Origin of the sequence: Nonomuraea aurantiaca (genome assembly GCF_020215705.1) — a bacterium.
Lineage (GTDB): Bacteria > Actinomycetota > Actinomycetes > Streptosporangiales > Streptosporangiaceae > Nonomuraea > Nonomuraea aurantiaca.
Genome location: NZ_JAIWNB010000066.1, coordinates 1 through 14,323 on the forward strand (window position 1 = coordinate 1; position 14,323 = coordinate 14,323).

General features: G+C 67.3%; 13 protein-coding genes and 2 pseudogenes. 4 read left to right on the forward strand and 11 right to left on the reverse strand.

Annotated elements, in window-relative coordinates; genetic code table 11:
• Positions 1-488: tyrosine-type recombinase/integrase (locus LDL49_RS54935; RefSeq protein WP_225302923.1), on the forward strand; the 488-nt coding region annotated here is incomplete at its 5' end.
• Positions 489-797: 309 nt separating this feature from the next.
• On the opposite strand, the gene LDL49_RS54940 is transcribed toward LDL49_RS54935, so the two are convergent.
• The 3 genes from LDL49_RS54940 to LDL49_RS54950 all read right to left on the reverse strand — a co-directional run bounded on the left by LDL49_RS54940 (position 798) and on the right by LDL49_RS54950 (position 2,462).
• Positions 798-1,538, reverse strand: coding sequence for a 3-oxoacyl-ACP reductase family protein (locus LDL49_RS54940; protein ID WP_225302924.1), 741 nt, complete (start codon positions 1,536-1,538; stop codon positions 798-800).
• 130 nt (positions 1,539-1,668) lie between these two features.
• The gene (locus LDL49_RS54945; protein WP_225302925.1) at positions 1,669-2,208 is read right to left on the reverse strand and encodes a dihydrofolate reductase family protein; all 540 of its coding nucleotides are present in this window, start codon (positions 2,206-2,208) and stop codon (positions 1,669-1,671) included.
• A 110-nt stretch (positions 2,209-2,318) separates the two neighbouring features.
• Positions 2,319-2,462: a hypothetical protein gene (locus LDL49_RS54950; RefSeq protein ID WP_225302926.1), complete on the reverse strand. Its 144-nt coding sequence runs from the start codon at positions 2,460-2,462 to the stop codon at positions 2,319-2,321.
• A gap of 100 nt (positions 2,463-2,562) precedes the next feature.
• On the opposite strand from LDL49_RS54950, the gene LDL49_RS54955 reads away from it, so the two are divergent.
• Complete coding sequence (locus LDL49_RS54955) at positions 2,563-3,537, forward strand: DUF5937 family protein (protein WP_225302927.1); 975 nt, start codon at positions 2,563-2,565, stop codon at positions 3,535-3,537.
• Positions 3,538-3,837: 300 nt separating this feature from the next.
• On the opposite strand, the gene LDL49_RS54960 is transcribed toward LDL49_RS54955, so the two are convergent.
• Together LDL49_RS54960 and LDL49_RS54965 are read right to left on the reverse strand one after the other, a co-directional pair.
• Positions 3,838-4,152, reverse strand: a complete 315-nt coding sequence (locus LDL49_RS54960; RefSeq protein WP_225302928.1) for a hypothetical protein — start codon at positions 4,150-4,152, stop codon at positions 3,838-3,840.
• Positions 4,153-4,944: 792 nt separating this feature from the next.
• Complete coding sequence (locus tag LDL49_RS54965; protein WP_372470744.1) at positions 4,945-5,820, reverse strand: S1 family peptidase; 876 nt, start codon at positions 5,818-5,820, stop codon at positions 4,945-4,947.
• Between the two features lie 1,079 nt (positions 5,821-6,899).
• Here LDL49_RS54965 and LDL49_RS54970 point away from each other — a divergent pair.
• A pseudogene (locus LDL49_RS54970) lies at positions 6,900-7,087 on the forward strand (transposase); the annotation flags it as partial.
• Here the strand turns inward: LDL49_RS54970 and LDL49_RS54975 are convergent.
• The 5 genes and pseudogenes from LDL49_RS54975 to LDL49_RS54995 all read right to left on the reverse strand — a co-directional run bounded on the left by LDL49_RS54975 (position 7,059) and on the right by LDL49_RS54995 (position 12,429).
• The gene (locus LDL49_RS54975; RefSeq protein ID WP_225302930.1) at positions 7,059-7,994 is read right to left on the reverse strand and encodes a Tn3 family transposase; all 936 of its coding nucleotides are present in this window, start codon (positions 7,992-7,994) and stop codon (positions 7,059-7,061) included. The pseudogene LDL49_RS54970 and the gene LDL49_RS54975 sit on opposite strands and share 29 nt — an antisense overlap.
• A gap of 1,303 nt (positions 7,995-9,297) precedes the next feature.
• Positions 9,298-9,909 (reverse strand): annotated as a pseudogene (locus LDL49_RS54980) (DUF4158 domain-containing protein); the annotation flags it as partial.
• 62 nt (positions 9,910-9,971) lie between these two features.
• On the reverse strand, positions 9,972-10,226 hold the full coding sequence (locus LDL49_RS54985) for a hypothetical protein (protein ID WP_225302931.1): 255 nt from the start codon (positions 10,224-10,226) through the stop codon (positions 9,972-9,974).
• 938 nt (positions 10,227-11,164) lie between these two features.
• Positions 11,165-11,554 (reverse strand): DUF2255 family protein, encoded by a 390-nt coding sequence (locus tag LDL49_RS54990; RefSeq protein ID WP_225302932.1) that lies wholly within the window; start codon positions 11,552-11,554, stop codon positions 11,165-11,167.
• A complete protein-coding gene (locus tag LDL49_RS54995; RefSeq protein WP_225302933.1) occupies positions 11,551-12,429 on the reverse strand; it encodes a helix-turn-helix domain-containing protein in 879 nt (292 codons plus the stop codon). The genes LDL49_RS54990 and LDL49_RS54995 overlap by 4 nt, the downstream gene beginning before the upstream one ends.
• 195 nt (positions 12,430-12,624) lie before the next feature.
• On the opposite strand from LDL49_RS54995, the gene LDL49_RS55000 reads away from it, so the two are divergent.
• Complete coding sequence (locus LDL49_RS55000; RefSeq protein ID WP_225302934.1) at positions 12,625-13,548, forward strand: alpha/beta hydrolase; 924 nt, start codon at positions 12,625-12,627, stop codon at positions 13,546-13,548.
• A 136-nt stretch (positions 13,549-13,684) separates the two neighbouring features.
• Here the strand turns inward: LDL49_RS55000 and LDL49_RS55005 are convergent.
• A partial coding sequence (locus LDL49_RS55005; protein ID WP_308016317.1) for a group II intron maturase-specific domain-containing protein occupies positions 13,685-14,323 on the reverse strand: 639 nt, incomplete at its 5' end.

A 14,323-nucleotide genomic window follows, 5' to 3' on the forward strand; every position in this document is an offset into this window, starting at 1 on the left:
GCATCGCGCTGATCCCGTACTACGCCGGCGCGCGCATCAGTGAGGTCGTCCGGCTCGACGTCGGCGACGTCCAGATGTCGGCCTGCAAGGGCCGGCTGCGTCTGTACGGCAAGGGCGGCAAATTCCGCGAGGTCGACATCCACCCCAAACTCCGCACCGAGCTGCAGCTCTGGCTCGATGAACGCCCCAACTGGCCCCACGCCGACGACAACCGCGCCCTGTTCCTCAACGCCAAGGGCGGACGGCTGACCGCCCGCGCCGCCGGCGGCATCATCGCAGAGATCGCCCAGACGGCCGGACTGGACGATCCCACCACGGCGCACGTCCTGCGCCACACGCTCGCCACCACGCTGGTGCGCGGCAGAACCGACATGGTTCTGGTCGCCGAGATCCTTGGCCACGCCCGCCTGGAGACCACCCGCCGCTACAGCTTGCCGTCCGACAAGGACAAGGAAGACGCCCTCAAGCTGATCACGGTTGATCGCTGACCGTACGTCTGCCTGGGAAACTGGCGTCAAGATCGACTCATGGCCGGTTTGCCCGCATCTCGGTTACACAATCGAGGATCTCTGACCCAGCGTCTTCGCGCGGGGGCGCGCACTACGGTGCTGGCAGTCGCCGCGTAACGCCGATGCAGCCGGCGACGTCACTGAAGCGAACCGGGTCACCATACCGATCAGCACTACGTCCACGGCGGCATGCCGGTGCAGCAGGACAGCGCCCACCGCACCGGCATGTTCTCCGTACCGCCCAGGAGAGTGTCCGGATGAGTTGATCTCAATGCCGAGAACGCCACGTCAAGCGGCGAATCCACCGTCGACGGTGATGGCGGTGCCGCTGGTGTAGCGACCACCCGCACCAGCTAGATGGACGACGGTGGAGGCGATGTCGTCGACCGTCCCGAAGCGGCCGAGCGCGGTGACGCCGCTCAAGAAGTCGGCGACCGGGCCGTCGGCTGGGTTCATGTCGGTGTCGATCGGGCCGGCCTGAACCAGTGTCGCGGTGATTCCGCGCGGGCCGAGGTCGCGAGCCAGGCCCTTGGTGAGGCCGATCAACGCCGACTTGGACATGGCGTACACCGTCAAGCCCGGCCCGGGCACACGCTCGGCCAGCGAGGTGCCGATGTTGATGATGCGCCCACCATCGGTCATGTGCCGTGCGGCTGCCTGCGAGGCCAGGAACACGGCCCGCACGTCGATGGCCAGCGTGCGGTCCACTTGCTGCACGGTCATCTCCTCCAGCGGGCCGCCGGTGAAGATGCCCGCGTTGTTGACCAGGATGTCGATGCGACCGAGTTCCCGTACGGTCTGCTCGACCGCATTCGTGACCGCGTCGGCGTCGGCGTTGTCCGCCTTGATGACCAGGGCTCGTCCGCCGTTTGCTTCGATCTGGTCGGCGACGGCCTGCGCCTTGTCCGCGGCGCTGGTGTAGGTGAGCGCTACCGCGGCTCCGTCCCGCGCCAGCCGCTGGGCGATCGCCGATCCGATGCCACGGCTGCCTCCAGTCACCAGAGCCACCTTGCCCGCAAGCTCGTTCATGTCCGCCTCATTTCATGTAGTGAGATTTGTTTCGTTGTGTGTCTCCGGACGCTGCTGTCGCTTTGGACAGCCGCGGTCACGAGCGCGCACCATCGGCGAACCGATCCCTCGGACCGCCGGGTTGCTTCTATCAGATCCCCGCGGGCTCATACGAAAGAACGACGACACCTGTTCCGAGAGTCTTTGTCGTAACAAGTCGCAGCGCCGTCTCTTGCCCGTCCCGCGACAGCCGCGTACCGCGGCCCACGAAGAGTGGGTGGACCCAGAAATGGAGTTCGTCGAGCAGGTGGTGCTCCAGCAGCGTCTGCCCGAGAGGGCCATGGCCGTACATGACGAGGTCGCGGCCGTCCTGCTGTTTGAGCTTGTCCACCTCGGCTGCGACATCACCCCTGATGATGGTCGAATTGTTCCAGTCGGCATTTTCCAACGTGGATGAAAAGACGTACTTGGGAATACTGTTGACCCGGTCGGCGTATTCACCGGTCTGCGCGGGCCATGCGGACGCGAAGATCTCGTACGTCCGCCTGCCCATCAACATCCCGTCGCTCGCCAGGAGCCGTTCCAGCGCGTACGCCCGAGCTTCACCGTCGAAATAGTCATTGGCCCAGACGTGCGGGTCTCCGATTACTCCGTCAAGTGACACGAGGGTGGATTGGACGATCTTACGCATTGCTGCCTCCGTTGGTTACGTCGTCGGGCGTGGCGTCCGGCCGCGGTCATCGACCCGCGTCGAGCCATCTGGCCCGCCACGGTTGGTGCTGACGAACTGAAGACCAGCCATCACCCGGAAAGGAATCGCAGCCGGGGATGCCGATCCGGCTCGGGACGGGGCAGGCGGTCGCCTGTCAGGCGCCACCAGACCCGCAGTACGAACGCCCCGGTGACGATCGGTGGACGCGGCGGCGCGGGAGTGGTCGTGACCATGGGGAACTCCTGGGGAAGATTGCCTGGTGCCTCATGATGTGGCCAGGTCAGAGCCCTGCGCGATACATTCGGCGGCAGCCGAATCCAGAGGGACCAGGGTATGCTCACGCTGACGTTCTCCGCCTACGACGTGACCTCGATCAGGTTCGCGTTCTCCCCGCTCAGGGAGGTCTCCGCGAGCGTCCACGCGCTGCGCACACCGGCCGGCCGGGCGCTGCACCTGCCGTGGTTCAAGGAGGTACGACCCCGGCTGAGCGCTGATCTGGCGCCCCTGCTCGACCTCATCCCCGGCGGCGCGTACATCCCGGACTTCCTGTGTCCCGTCCCCACCAGCCCCACCCCGGACCTGGCCGGTGAGCTGGCCGCCCTGCGCGCCCTCCCGGACGAGGTGATCCGCGGCGACCTGGACCGCATGACGAGCTGGCCCACCTGCGGCCCGCTGGAGGGCACCGCGATCGAGCTGTACGAGAACCCGGCCCCGGCCCTGGACCGGCTGGCGGAAGCCGTCGAGGCGTACTGGCGGATCGCGATCGCCCCGCACTGGCCGCGCATGCGCAGCCTCCTGGAGGGCGACCTGCTCTACCGCACCCGGCAACTCGCCGAGCACGGCCCGGCCGGGGTGTTCGCCGACATGCACCCGGCCATCCGCTGGGACGACCGGCACCTCCACCTCGAACAGCGCCCCGAGGAGCTGTCCCGCACGCTCAACGGCGAGGGCCTACTGCTGATCGCCTCGGTCTTCGTCTGGCCGGGCCTGTTCCACCGCACCGACTCCCCCGGCCAGCCGATCATCACCTATCCGGTGCGCGCCCTGGCCACGCTGTGGGAACGCGGCTCCGCCCCCGCCCCCGGCGCGCTGGCCGCCGTCATCGGCCGCTCCCGCGCGCTGCTGCTGACCGAGCTGGACACCCCCGCCTCCACCACCGACCTGTCGCGCCGCACCGGCCTGGCCCCGGCCAGCGTCTCCGAACAGCTCACCCTGCTGCTGTCGGCCGGCCTGGTCACCAAGCACCGCGTCGGCCGGGCCATGCTGTACGTTCGCACCCCGCGCGGCCACGCCCTCCTGGACGGCTGAACCCCTCAGCTGATCCGGACGGTGAGGCGGCGCTGGTGGGCGGGGGCTCTCTGCGCTCGCCGAGGAGGGTCATGAGCTGGTCCATCGCGACCTCGCCCAGCTTCTCCCCGTTCACGTCGATCGACGGGACGTCCTCCAGGCCGAGGATCCCCTGAGCTGCGCAAATGTCGTCAGGTGCGCAGCATCCCCACACGAGATGGCCGGTGACCGCGCCTCCAGAGTGAGTCCTTTGCCTTTAGTGGCCTCGCTTGGAAGTCTCTCGGGGGTTGACTTCTGGCTGATGGGAATGCAATTGAGTGATCAAAGGTCAGCGTTGGCGACGTGCAAATCACAGGCGAGGTCGAAGACGTCCTCGACCTCGCCGGTGAACCAGATCTGGTCCTCATACTTGCCGTTGCCGGCCACATAGATCGCCGAGCCCCACCGGTGAGCCGATCCGCCGTAACGCAGGCGGAGCAAGGGCAGCCGCTCGCCGTCGCGCAACTCGCCGTCGACGTAGGCGAACGGGGCACGGAAACGGACATTCACCCCGATCAGTTGCGGCCAGTTCTGCTTGGCACGCTCCCACAACCGCTGCTGCAGGGAGATCTTGGTGGACTCGGGGATCGCGGGCATGCAGACCATCGTGCCCTAACAGCGTGTCGCACCGGCACATCCCGACCGTGATCAGGCAACCTCGGCGAGGTCTGCCCGACGATCGCGAAAGACCCCGGTGCCCGCTCCCTCCGCTCGCCAGATCACATGGCCGCCGCCGAACGGCGACGTCGATGGTGGAGCGCCTCCACCTCTTCCCGTGCTCGGTGTCGTCGGGTTGCGGGGGGCGGCCCCGCGGGATGTCACCATCGATCGTCCCTCTCGCCAGCCTGGTGTACGCGGCGATGTCGGCGGGCGGGAACGTGATCTCGTGGGTGATGGTGGACGAGCACTGGCCGGGTGACGCTGCCGACGGCTTCGCCCAGCACGTCGTGACCCGGATGCTGCGCCCGTCGTCATCTTGTCGGAGCCCGCCTATGCGATGGTGGACATCTGCCAGGCCATGGTCGACGGCTCGGAACAATTCTTGGAGGGCCTGCTGCCGATCGGCAGCCTGTTCCTCGCAGCGTCGATGACCGTGGTCATCGGGTCACCGCTGGGCAAGGTGGCGGCTCTGGGGTTCGGAGTCGCCATGCTGCTGGGGCCGGCCTTCCACCGGCAGATCGGGACGCTCCTACCGGCGATGGAACGCCTCACCCCCGGCCCCGACGGCTCACGGCACGCTCACCCACCGACGCCGGCGAGATCGCGCGTTACGACGTCACGCAGCGGCTCGCGATCGTCACCGGAGGGAAGCCGGCCACGACGCCCGCCTAGCCGCAAGCCGAGCGCCTGTGGCGAAGCCGGTTCCGACCCGCCGCAATCAAACCCGCTTCATCGCGCGTTCTTGGGGGTCCTGTCCTTGCCCGCGGCGATCGCCTTGCGGGTGTTCGTCGATGTAGTTCCCGACGTACGGGTGCGCCGGATACAGCGCCCGCACCTGGCGCAGCTTGGGCAGCGCCGCCCGGTACCGGCGGGCGAAGAAGTCGTCCAGCGCCGCGTTGTACAACAACGTCGTCCGCGACTGGACCGGCTTGACCCCCGCACGGGCGAGATGCTTCTTGATGACGCCCACCGGCAGGATGTAGCTCTGGGTCTCCTGGTCGTCCCGGTGCCGGCGATCAGCGAGCCGATGACCTTGCCGTTCTGGTCGAACACCGGGCCGCCCGAGTTGCCGCCGTACGACGGGGCCTGCCCCTGGATGTACGGCACTCCCGCGACGGTCGTCCGGCGGGCGTTGAAGGCGCCCTGGGCCAGCGCCGGGAACAGCTTCGAGGTGCGGTTGAACGCCGGGTTCAAGGTGATGACACCGGGAAATCCGTTGATGTACAGCTCATCGCCCACCTGGACGTCGGCGTCGGCGCCCAGCGGCACGGTAGGCAGGTTCTTGGCGCCGTTCAGCTTGAGCAGGGCGAAGTCCTCGCCCGGGTAGGCGACCCCCTTGGCCACCAGCCGCAACCGAGTGATCTTGGACGTGGCGTCCCGGCCGCCGCCGGGCAGCGCGCGCACGACGCCGATCTGCCCCCGCAGGCCGCTCACCCGCATGTGCCGGGAATTGAAGCCGCCGAACAACGTGCCGGCCAGCCGCACCATCTCGTCGTCGGGCTGAGCGACGCCCTTGATGCTCTTGAGGTAGTTCTTGACCTCCTCGGCGTTGACGGCGGGCAGCACCTGCTCGCCGAAGCGCACCTGCACCGTCGCCTTGGGCATGCCCACGCAGTGCGCGGCCGTCACCATGTGCCCGTTCGGCGTGATCCACCAGCCGGTGCAATACCCGAAGAGCCAAGCAGGTAGGCATAGACCCGGTCGGTGCCGCCCTCGCGGGTGCGCAGGAATCCATCCGCCGCCCGGTGCACCTCCCCGCCCGGCAGCACGATGGTGTACGCCCGCTGACCATCGCCTCGTACTACTTCTTGAACCCGGACATCACCGATGACCAGCCGACCAGCTATGCGTCCCCCGACGTGCTGCTGACGTCCCGAACATTCAAGCCCCACGGCGACCGCCATAGCCTAGAGAGCCGGTCATGTAGTGAGGATGACGTTTTGCCTCGCGCGAACGCGCCAGGGGAGTTCCCACCAGCGGCTCAACGATGCTCCAACACTTCTCCAACGCTGCTGAGCGATGGTTATCGAGACGCCCCGGATTTCAAGCCCCTCGGGTTCTGGCCATTCATCGTTGCATGGTTGCTTCGAAACCCACGTCCGGAGCGTGTGTGTCACGGCCCTTCTGTCTTCTGCTCAAACGTCCGCCACGATCACAACCCGGCCAGGAGGCCGGGTTGAGCGAAGGGGATCTGAGATGTCATCGATCAAACGGCTCGCTCTGCGCGCAGCGCTGGCAGCGACTATCGGGGCCGCTGTGCTTACCGGCGGATCCAGCCCAGCCTCCGCAAATGCCCAGTACTGGAGTGATCGCTGCGACTCCGGGAGAGCCTGCATCTGGGTCCAATCGAGCGGACGAGTCTGGAACGTCGACAGCTGCGGGCTAACCGGCCTCGGTGACTACTTTGTCCATGCCAGGGCTCAAGGCAACGCGTTCAGAATCCAATACGGACCAACCAGGTACGACTATGTCGCGGCATGGACTGAGCGGCCACTAGATGGAGTTTGGCGGGCATCAAGCGTGTACGTGTACTGCTGAGGACTGTTCACGTCCAGGGAGATGGTGTGCGGGTGATCTAGCCCCTGCCATGGTACGGGAGAGATCCATGTGACAAGAGACGGCCACTCCGTAGTCCTTCGATTCGCCCATATCAACACGAAGGGGACGAAGTGTCCGTCAATGACATTGTGCCTGCTGCCGGGGGGAGTACTTGGAAGACACCCTGGCCGCGGCGAGCCCGGACCTGCTTCGGACGATGATCCGCGAGTTCGCGCAGCGGATGATGGACGCCGAGGTCGAGCAGCTGTGCGGGACCGGCTACGGCGAGGTCAGCAGCGAGCGGGTCAACACCCGCAACGGCTACCGAGTTCGTCGTTGAAGTAGGAGGCCAGGTAGACCGAGCGATCCAGTTTGCCCAGCTCCATCAGGGCGCGGCCGATCGGGGTGGGGGTGCCGCCGCCGGTCAGGTAGCGAAACAGCTCGGCCGGGCGGACCGCGCCGGTGTGCAGCGAGCCGGCCACGCGCAGCAGGTCGTCCCAGTGGTCGTTGATGAGGCCGATGTTCACCCGAGTTTTGATCATGGTGTTGAGACGGCCGTAGAAGGCGGCCGGATCGGCCCGGTACAAGGTGGAGCTGCCGACGTCGGCCAGGCGCGGGGAGAACTGCCAGCCCAGCAGCCGGAAGATGCCGAAGGCCAGCTCGGAGGCGCCGGCGGTGTCGGAGACGATTTCGGTGGGCCGCAGCGAGGTCTCCTGTTCCAGCAGGCCTTCCAGGATGTAGTACCAGTCCTTGGGGGTGCCGGGGATGACGATGCCATGGAAGCCGGTGAACTGATCAGAGGTGAAGTTGTAGTAGGTGACGCCGCGCGCGCCTTTGCCCTTGCCGAAGTACTTGGTGTTCGGTCCGGCGTTGATGGTCTTGACCGGGACGACGAAGCGCAGCCCGTCGGCGGAGGCCAGTTCGCCGCCGCCCCAGGTCTGCACGATCTCCTGGGCGGCGTGGTAGTCGACCAGGGTGGCGTTGGCAGCTGTCAGCGTGGCGGCGCGGATGTAGTTCTGCTCGGCCCAAAACAGCCGGTCCAGGGCGAGCGCGGGTTCGTGGTCGCTGGCCATGGGCCGCATCCCGACGTTCATGGCTTGGGCGACCAAGACGGCGGCGATCGACTTGATCATGTCCTCTCGTCTGGAGGGCACCTCGCCGGACACGTGGGTGAAGGCGTTCAGGCATCCGGTCCAGGAGTGCACTTCCAGCAGCACCTCGGGCAGGTCGACGATGGGCATGCGGGCCTCGACGTCGGCGCGCAGCGCGGTCAGTGTGGCGGGCTCGTCCAGCGCCTCCAGCCCGGTCAGGACCAGGTGGTCCTTGCCCTCGGGTGATTTTTCGATGCGCAGCCACTCGTTGCGGACGCCCTCCTCCCCGGACAGGCCCGCGGCCAGCTGCTTGTAGGCGAAGTCCAGGGTTGGCCGCCCACCGCTGCGTGTCGGCGCCCGGCTCGGCCGACAGGCCCAGATCGCGGCAGACCTTGGCGCGGGCCCGCTCCCACGCCGGTCCGGCCAGCAGCCCGGCGGTGGGGTCGCCCCACTTGGGCAGGCCAGGCACGAACACCTCGTGACGGCGCAGGCATTCGCGCAGCCGCTCGACGGTGGCCACCGTGTAGGCCAGCGTGTTGACCTCACCGGCCTTCTCCCCCCGCTTGGGGAAGACCCGCCGGTGCCAGGCGGAGGTCAGGTGCGCCGACGGCACCTCCTCCGGGCGCACGGGGCTGCGGCGCCGCTCCAGGCTTTTGAGGAAGTCGATCGCCTCCAGCAGCTCAAAGCCGCGGCGCGCGCCCTGCCCTGCGCCGGAGCGCTCGGCCTCGGCCGCGCCGGCGTGGAAGTCGATGACCTTCAGCAGCTTGGTCAAAAACCGGCGGATGGTGGCATAGCGCTGCAGCAGCTGATCCTGGAAATCCTCATCGGGTTCCTGCGCGAGCTCGCCGATGACCTCGGCCGCGGCGTGGATGGCCGGTAGATCCATGCCGTCCAGCGCCGCCCGCACGTCGCCGTCGGGGTCGGCGGCCACATCCCGGATCGCCAGCCACACCTCACGCAGCACAATCGCGGCAGTGTCCAGGTCCTTCAGCGTACGTAGCCGTTCCTTGCCCGCCTTGAACGCCGACGTACGCACCAGATCCCCCATCGCCAAGTCGAACACCTCGATGGCCTCATCGGCCGAGACCGGCTCCATCACCGCGGCGAAGGCGACCAAGGTGGCCAGCTTGCGATCCCCGGCCAGGTCCGCGACCGCCTTGGCCCGGGCGGCTTTCGCGAAGCGGGCCAGCGCGGCGACCTTCCCGGCCGGCACAGCCGACAGATCCCACCCCGCCGCGCCCAGGCCGCGCAGCTCCACATGCCGCTCCAATGCCTTGCCCACCCCCGCGCCGGACACGTCGGTGGGACTCTTGCGCAACCGGTCCAGCCCCGAGATCCGCCGCCCCTCGGCTACAGTGACCAACTCCTCCAGCGCGCTCTTCTGGCCCGGGCTGGGCAGAGCGGCGAGGATCTTGTACTGGCGTACGGCGACCCGCTCGCGGATCTCCGAAATCATCCGCTCCACCGTGCTGATGCCGGGCAGCAAGACCTTCGCCTCGACCAGCCGGTGGGTAACCAGGTCCAGCAGCACGATCGGGCGTTCGTTGTTCGACCAGGCGCGCCGGTAGATCCAGCACGCCAGCGCGAACGGGTGCTCCTCGAACACCTCAAAGCCGTAGGCCTCACGGATCTGCTTCTGGTGATCCCAGCGCGCCTCCTTCTCCCCGTACCCCTTCAGCGCGGAGGAGTCCAGGCCGAGCTGCTCGGCGACGTAGTCGACCACCACCGCCGGCACATCCTCCGGATCGGGCAGGAAGCAATTCAAAAACCGGGTCGTCCCGAGCTGGATGGCGTAGCCGAGCTGGTTACGGGCGCCGTTGGCCGCCATCGCCCGCCGCCGGTCAGCAGCCTCCAGATGGAAGAACCCGCCCAGCTGGGTGAGGTCGGGGGCCTCGTTGAATCTGCCCCACCTGCTGCGCTGGTCCTCGGTGAGGAAGTTGACCGGCATGACAGACTCCCGACGCTTGTGGGCCAGGCTGGCTCGCCGGCCCGCTACCTGCCGAAAGTGTGACACCGAGATGATCTTCGAGGTGTCCGGCCAGAGCGAATCCGAGATATTGATCATGAAACGTGATGTTCTCGCCCGGCCTGGGCAGGGCGAGGCGTTCACGGTATCTGCAGGGAGGTTCAGGCGCGCTCCGGCTCGGGCAACGGCTTGGCCAGCGTCCGCCGTACCTGCTCGTGCGACATCCCGATCTGCCGGCCGATCCGACGCAGCCCCCACCCCTCATCCCGCGCCTCGGCCATCGCCACCACGTCCTCCAGCATCACCCGCAACTCCGCCAGCCTGGCCAGCCTGATCGCCGGCGCCACTCCCACCAGCTCCGCACAGAACCGCTCAACATCCGCCTGGACGAACGCGACACCCTCAGACTCCGCCATCGGGCAAGACTTGCCTGCTCAGAGGTTAACTGTCAACGAATGTGACAGTAACCCCGGCTCGCCGTACCGCTCCTACTCGCAGGCCATCATGGACCACCTCAACATCGAGACCCTGCGCCGCCTGCCGCAGGTGACCACCCCCCATCCGCGAGGTCGCCGACCAGCTCTATCCGTGACCCTCCGTAAGCCTCTGGGTCCTAAGTGAACGTATTTATTCGATATTTGTTTTCTGCAGCGGAAAATCCTTGCGAGCTACTTTACATTGTAGATCATGCAACGAGGACTCGCAGTCCCCACGCTTGAAGCCAATGACCCACCAGGGAATCGTTCACGCATCTGAACCATGCAGACGGCCCAAGCCGATGGCTCATCAGGCTTCCCTCGCCTGAACTGGGTCCCCCCAGCGCGCCCAGGGTTGAACTGCCCTCGCGGGCGCGACCTCTTGATCTCGCGGTATAACCCCTTCCCCGAGCTTGACCTGATGTTGTTACCTACTGCCCCGTCCCACCGCCCAAAGTCGCGAGGAGACCTCCGCCCGCATCACCGCCGAGAACGACGAGCACCACCGGCGGCACCGCCGCTGATCTTGCATCCCACGTACCGGGATCACGGAAAACGGCGACCAGCGTCCGGCAAACCGGCCGCCTTGAGGAAGTCACCCAAGGTGCGGGCCTAGATCAACTGCTTACCGTTGTTTTTGGTCTGGAAACTACGGGCGGCCCCATTCTCCTAACGGGTCGAGAGAGGCGTTCTTGATGCCATCGGTGAACTTCCTGGCCTTGCTCACGCAGCCAGGCGCGTAGAACGGTCCCGGAACGGCCACGTCGAGCAGGCGGCACACACGCCTTGGCACTCTCAACCTGGCGAGCAGTCTCGCCAGACTGCTCGGTGGTGAGCGTGCCCTGCTACGCGCTGACGTTGCCCAGGGCCCCGTTCCGTCAGCGGACCAGGCCCGTGGCGCCGTTCGATGAGGATGCCGGGTCGATCCGTATCGTCGCGGCGTGTGCCGCGGGGCTCGCGGCGAGGGCGCCGGCGACCTGTCCGTACTTGCTCCGGTAGGCGGCGTCGATCTCGGAGGCGGGCGTGGTATCCCGAGTTTCCAGGAGGACGTCGCGGGTGACGGCCCCCATCCGGATCTGTCCGTGGCTTTCCTTTTGCGCCGCCTGGTACCAGCGGGACCGGACCCCTCGGTAGGCGCGGACAAACAGCTCGCTGCGGACCAGGACCATACCGATCTCCACGCCGGGGTGACCGTCGTCTCCGGCGGTCAGGACGAGGGATTCGGACCCGGCGAGAAGGGCGAGATCTTCGGGTGTCCAGGTGGTCATCGCGTCAGGCCCTCCGTCCGGTCGGTGCTCGGTTGCTGGGTGGTCCATGAGGTGAGGATGCGCAGGGCGTCGTGGGAGGGACTGCCGGGTTCGGCGGTCAGGATCATCAGGCGCTGTACGGACCCGTCGGGGCTGGCCCAGGTGTCGCAGTCGAGGGTGAGGTCGCCCACCAGGTGGTGGCGGTAGTGCTTGGTGCCGTAACTGGCGCTGTTGACACGGTGTTCGGCCCACCAGGCGCGGAAGTCAGGGTCCTGGAGGGACAGTTCGCCGACGAGCTGGGCAAGGTCGGGATCGTCGGGGTCGGCCGCGGCCTCCATGCGCAGCGCGGCGACGGCTTCCCGGGCGTCGTGGGCCCAGTCTTGGTGCAGCTGCCGGACCACCGGGTTCGTGAACAGCAGCCGCAGGTAGTTGCGCCGGTGGGCCGGGATGGCGGCGAAGTCGGTGTAGAGGGCTGCGGCGGCGGGGTTCCAGGCCAGGATGTCCAGGCGTTTGCCAAGGACGAGCGCGGGGGTTTCGGTGAGCTGGTCGAGCAGACGTCGCATGGCGGGACGCAGGCGTTGGGCGAGCCGGCGTCGGCGTGGGCGGGCGTCGGTTCGGCCGGCGAGTTCGTAGAGGTAGGTCTGCTGGTCGTCGTCGAGGCGCAGGGCGCGGGCCAGGGTGGTGAGCACAGGTACGGATGCCCGGACGCGGCCCTGTTCCAGTCGTGTGTAGTAGTCCACGCTGATGGCGGCGAGCTGGGCGACCTCCTCGCGACGTAGTCCAGCGACTTTGCGGGCGGAGTCCGTCTCGGGAAGGCCGCACTCCCGCGGTGTCAGCTGGGCCCGGCGGGCCTTGAGGAAGGCTCCCAGCGCCCGGGAGTCGGAGTCTGAAGTCATGCTCTTAAGTGTCATTGCGCCGCGACGGCCACGGCACATGTGTGAGGGGGCAAGTTCTTTCCCAGGCAGAAACCTGGCTCTCCCGCTCGTGTGGAGACTGGCCGAAGGTGGATGTGTGCCCGGCGGGGTGCGGGCCCCGGGTCCGCCGCGCGGGTGCGTTACGACACGTCATCACCGTCTTAGGGAGAGTGCCTCATGGCCAGGACCACCGTCAGCTTCGACAGCGCCGGCATCCCGCTCGCCGGCCACCTTTACACCCCCGACACGCCGGCCTCGGGTCCGCGGCCGGCGCTCGTAGTTGGTCACCCCGGCACCAGCGTGAAGGAACAGACCTCCGGCATGTACGCGCAACTGATGGCCGAGCGCGGTTTCGTCGCCCTCGCCTTTGACGCCGCCTACCAGGGCGAGTCCGGCGGTCTGCCGCGGGGCCTGGAGGACCCCGCCCAGCGGGTGGAGGACTTCAAGGCCGCCGTCTCCTACCTCACCACTCTCGACGAGGTCGACGCCGACCGGATCGGCCTGCTGGGCATCTGCGCCTCCGGCAGCTACTCGCTGGCCGCCACCGGCGGCGACCACCGCGTCAAGGCCGTGGCCACCGTGTCCACCGCCGAGCCCGCCCGCCAGTTCCGTCTCGGCGCCGACGGCACCCAGGATCCGGCTGTCTTCCAGGCCCTGCTGGACGTCGCCGCAACGGCCCGCAGCGCCGCCGCACGCGGCGAGGACCCTGGCACGATGACCATGTTCCCGGAGACCGCCGAGCAGGCCCGCGCGCTCGGCGGCCAGCACGGTGTCGAAGGCTTCGAGTACTACTGCACCCCGCGCGGCCACCACGAGCGCTCCGCGAAGACCCTCGCCTGGGAGAGCATCGACAGGATGGCCTTCCATGACGCCTTCGTCGCTGTTTCGCTGATCGGCCCCCGCCCCATCCTTCAGATCATCGGCGAACGCGCCGTCACCGCCTGGATGGCCGTCGAGGCCCACCAGCGCGCCACCGGCCCCAAGGAGATCCACTGGATCAAGGGCGCCAGCCACGTCGACCTCTACGACAAGAAGGAGTACATCGACCCCGCCGTCGACAAGCTCACCGACTTTTTCACCACCCACCTCACCACCGACTGATGAGCATTGGGGCGCCGTGTCGGGTCGGACCGGGGCGCCCTGCCGTGATTGCTCCCGGTGGGTTTCCCCGGCCCGGCCGCCGCACCCGGCGTGCGCGTCTCCACGCACCGGGCGCTCCACGTGCCTTGCCCGCTGGTTAGCCGCCTGGGGCGGCTGCCGGTATCGGAGTCCAGGGAGTCGCGATGTTGCCGCCGCGATAGCGGTAGCGCTTCACCAAGACAGTAGATGTGCCGGTGAAGGCGACTCCCTGGTGAGCGATTCTCCAGCCGATGTCGCAGAAGCGACGCCGGAACTCTGGCATCCCCATACGGGCCTTGCCCGCGTACTTGCGGCGGATCCAGCGCATCAGCCGGGCCCAGGTATGGGCGTCGATCGCTGCGAAGGTCGCCTTGGAGATGCCGTATCGGAAGTAGTTCGCCCACCCGCGCAAGGTCCTGTTCAGGCTCAGGATCAGCTTGGCCAGGTCCTGATTGCGGGTTGACCTGTGCGTCTTCGCCGACACCTTGTCTCTGATCGCCTGCACGGCTTTCTTGGACGGCTTGGTGTAGACGAAGTACTTGTTCGTTCCTCGCTTCCGCTGGCGATGGATGTGATAACCGAGGAAATCGAACCCCTCGTCGATGTGGACCACGCGGGTCTTATCCGGAGCTAGTATTCTGCGCCGGAAAAGCGGCGGATAAATTTGTATTCTGATGGATATGGCGCATTCTGGACCGCCGGCGGCGGAGATCCATCTGACCGAAGCCGAACGAGCTCGGCTGATTGGCATGTCGGC

Coding starts and splice junctions, on each gene's coding strand:
- LDL49_RS54940 (WP_225302924.1), bottom strand. CDS start 1,538: ATGAACGAGCTTGCGGGCAAGGTGGCTCTGGTGACTGGAGGCAGCCGT.
- LDL49_RS54945 (WP_225302925.1), bottom strand. CDS start 2,208: ATGCGTAAGATCGTCCAATCCACCCTCGTGTCACTTGACGGAGTAATC.
- LDL49_RS54950 (WP_225302926.1), bottom strand. CDS start 2,462: ATGGTCACGACCACTCCCGCGCCGCCGCGTCCACCGATCGTCACCGGG.
- LDL49_RS54955 (WP_225302927.1), top strand. CDS start 2,563: ATGCTCACGCTGACGTTCTCCGCCTACGACGTGACCTCGATCAGGTTC.
- LDL49_RS54960 (WP_225302928.1), bottom strand. CDS start 4,152: ATGCCCGCGATCCCCGAGTCCACCAAGATCTCCCTGCAGCAGCGGTTG.
- LDL49_RS54965 (WP_372470744.1), bottom strand. CDS start 5,820: ATGCCCAAGGCGACGGTGCAGGTGCGCTTCGGCGAGCAGGTGCTGCCC.
- LDL49_RS54975 (WP_225302930.1), bottom strand. CDS start 7,994: ATGCCCATCGTCGACCTGCCCGAGGTGCTGCTGGAAGTGCACTCCTGG.
- LDL49_RS54985 (WP_225302931.1), bottom strand. CDS start 10,226: ATGGCGGAGTCTGAGGGTGTCGCGTTCGTCCAGGCGGATGTTGAGCGG.
- LDL49_RS54990 (WP_225302932.1), bottom strand. CDS start 11,554: ATGACCACCTGGACACCCGAAGATCTCGCCCTTCTCGCCGGGTCCGAA.
- LDL49_RS54995 (WP_225302933.1), bottom strand. CDS start 12,429: ATGACTTCAGACTCCGACTCCCGGGCGCTGGGAGCCTTCCTCAAGGCC.
- LDL49_RS55000 (WP_225302934.1), top strand. CDS start 12,625: ATGGCCAGGACCACCGTCAGCTTCGACAGCGCCGGCATCCCGCTCGCC.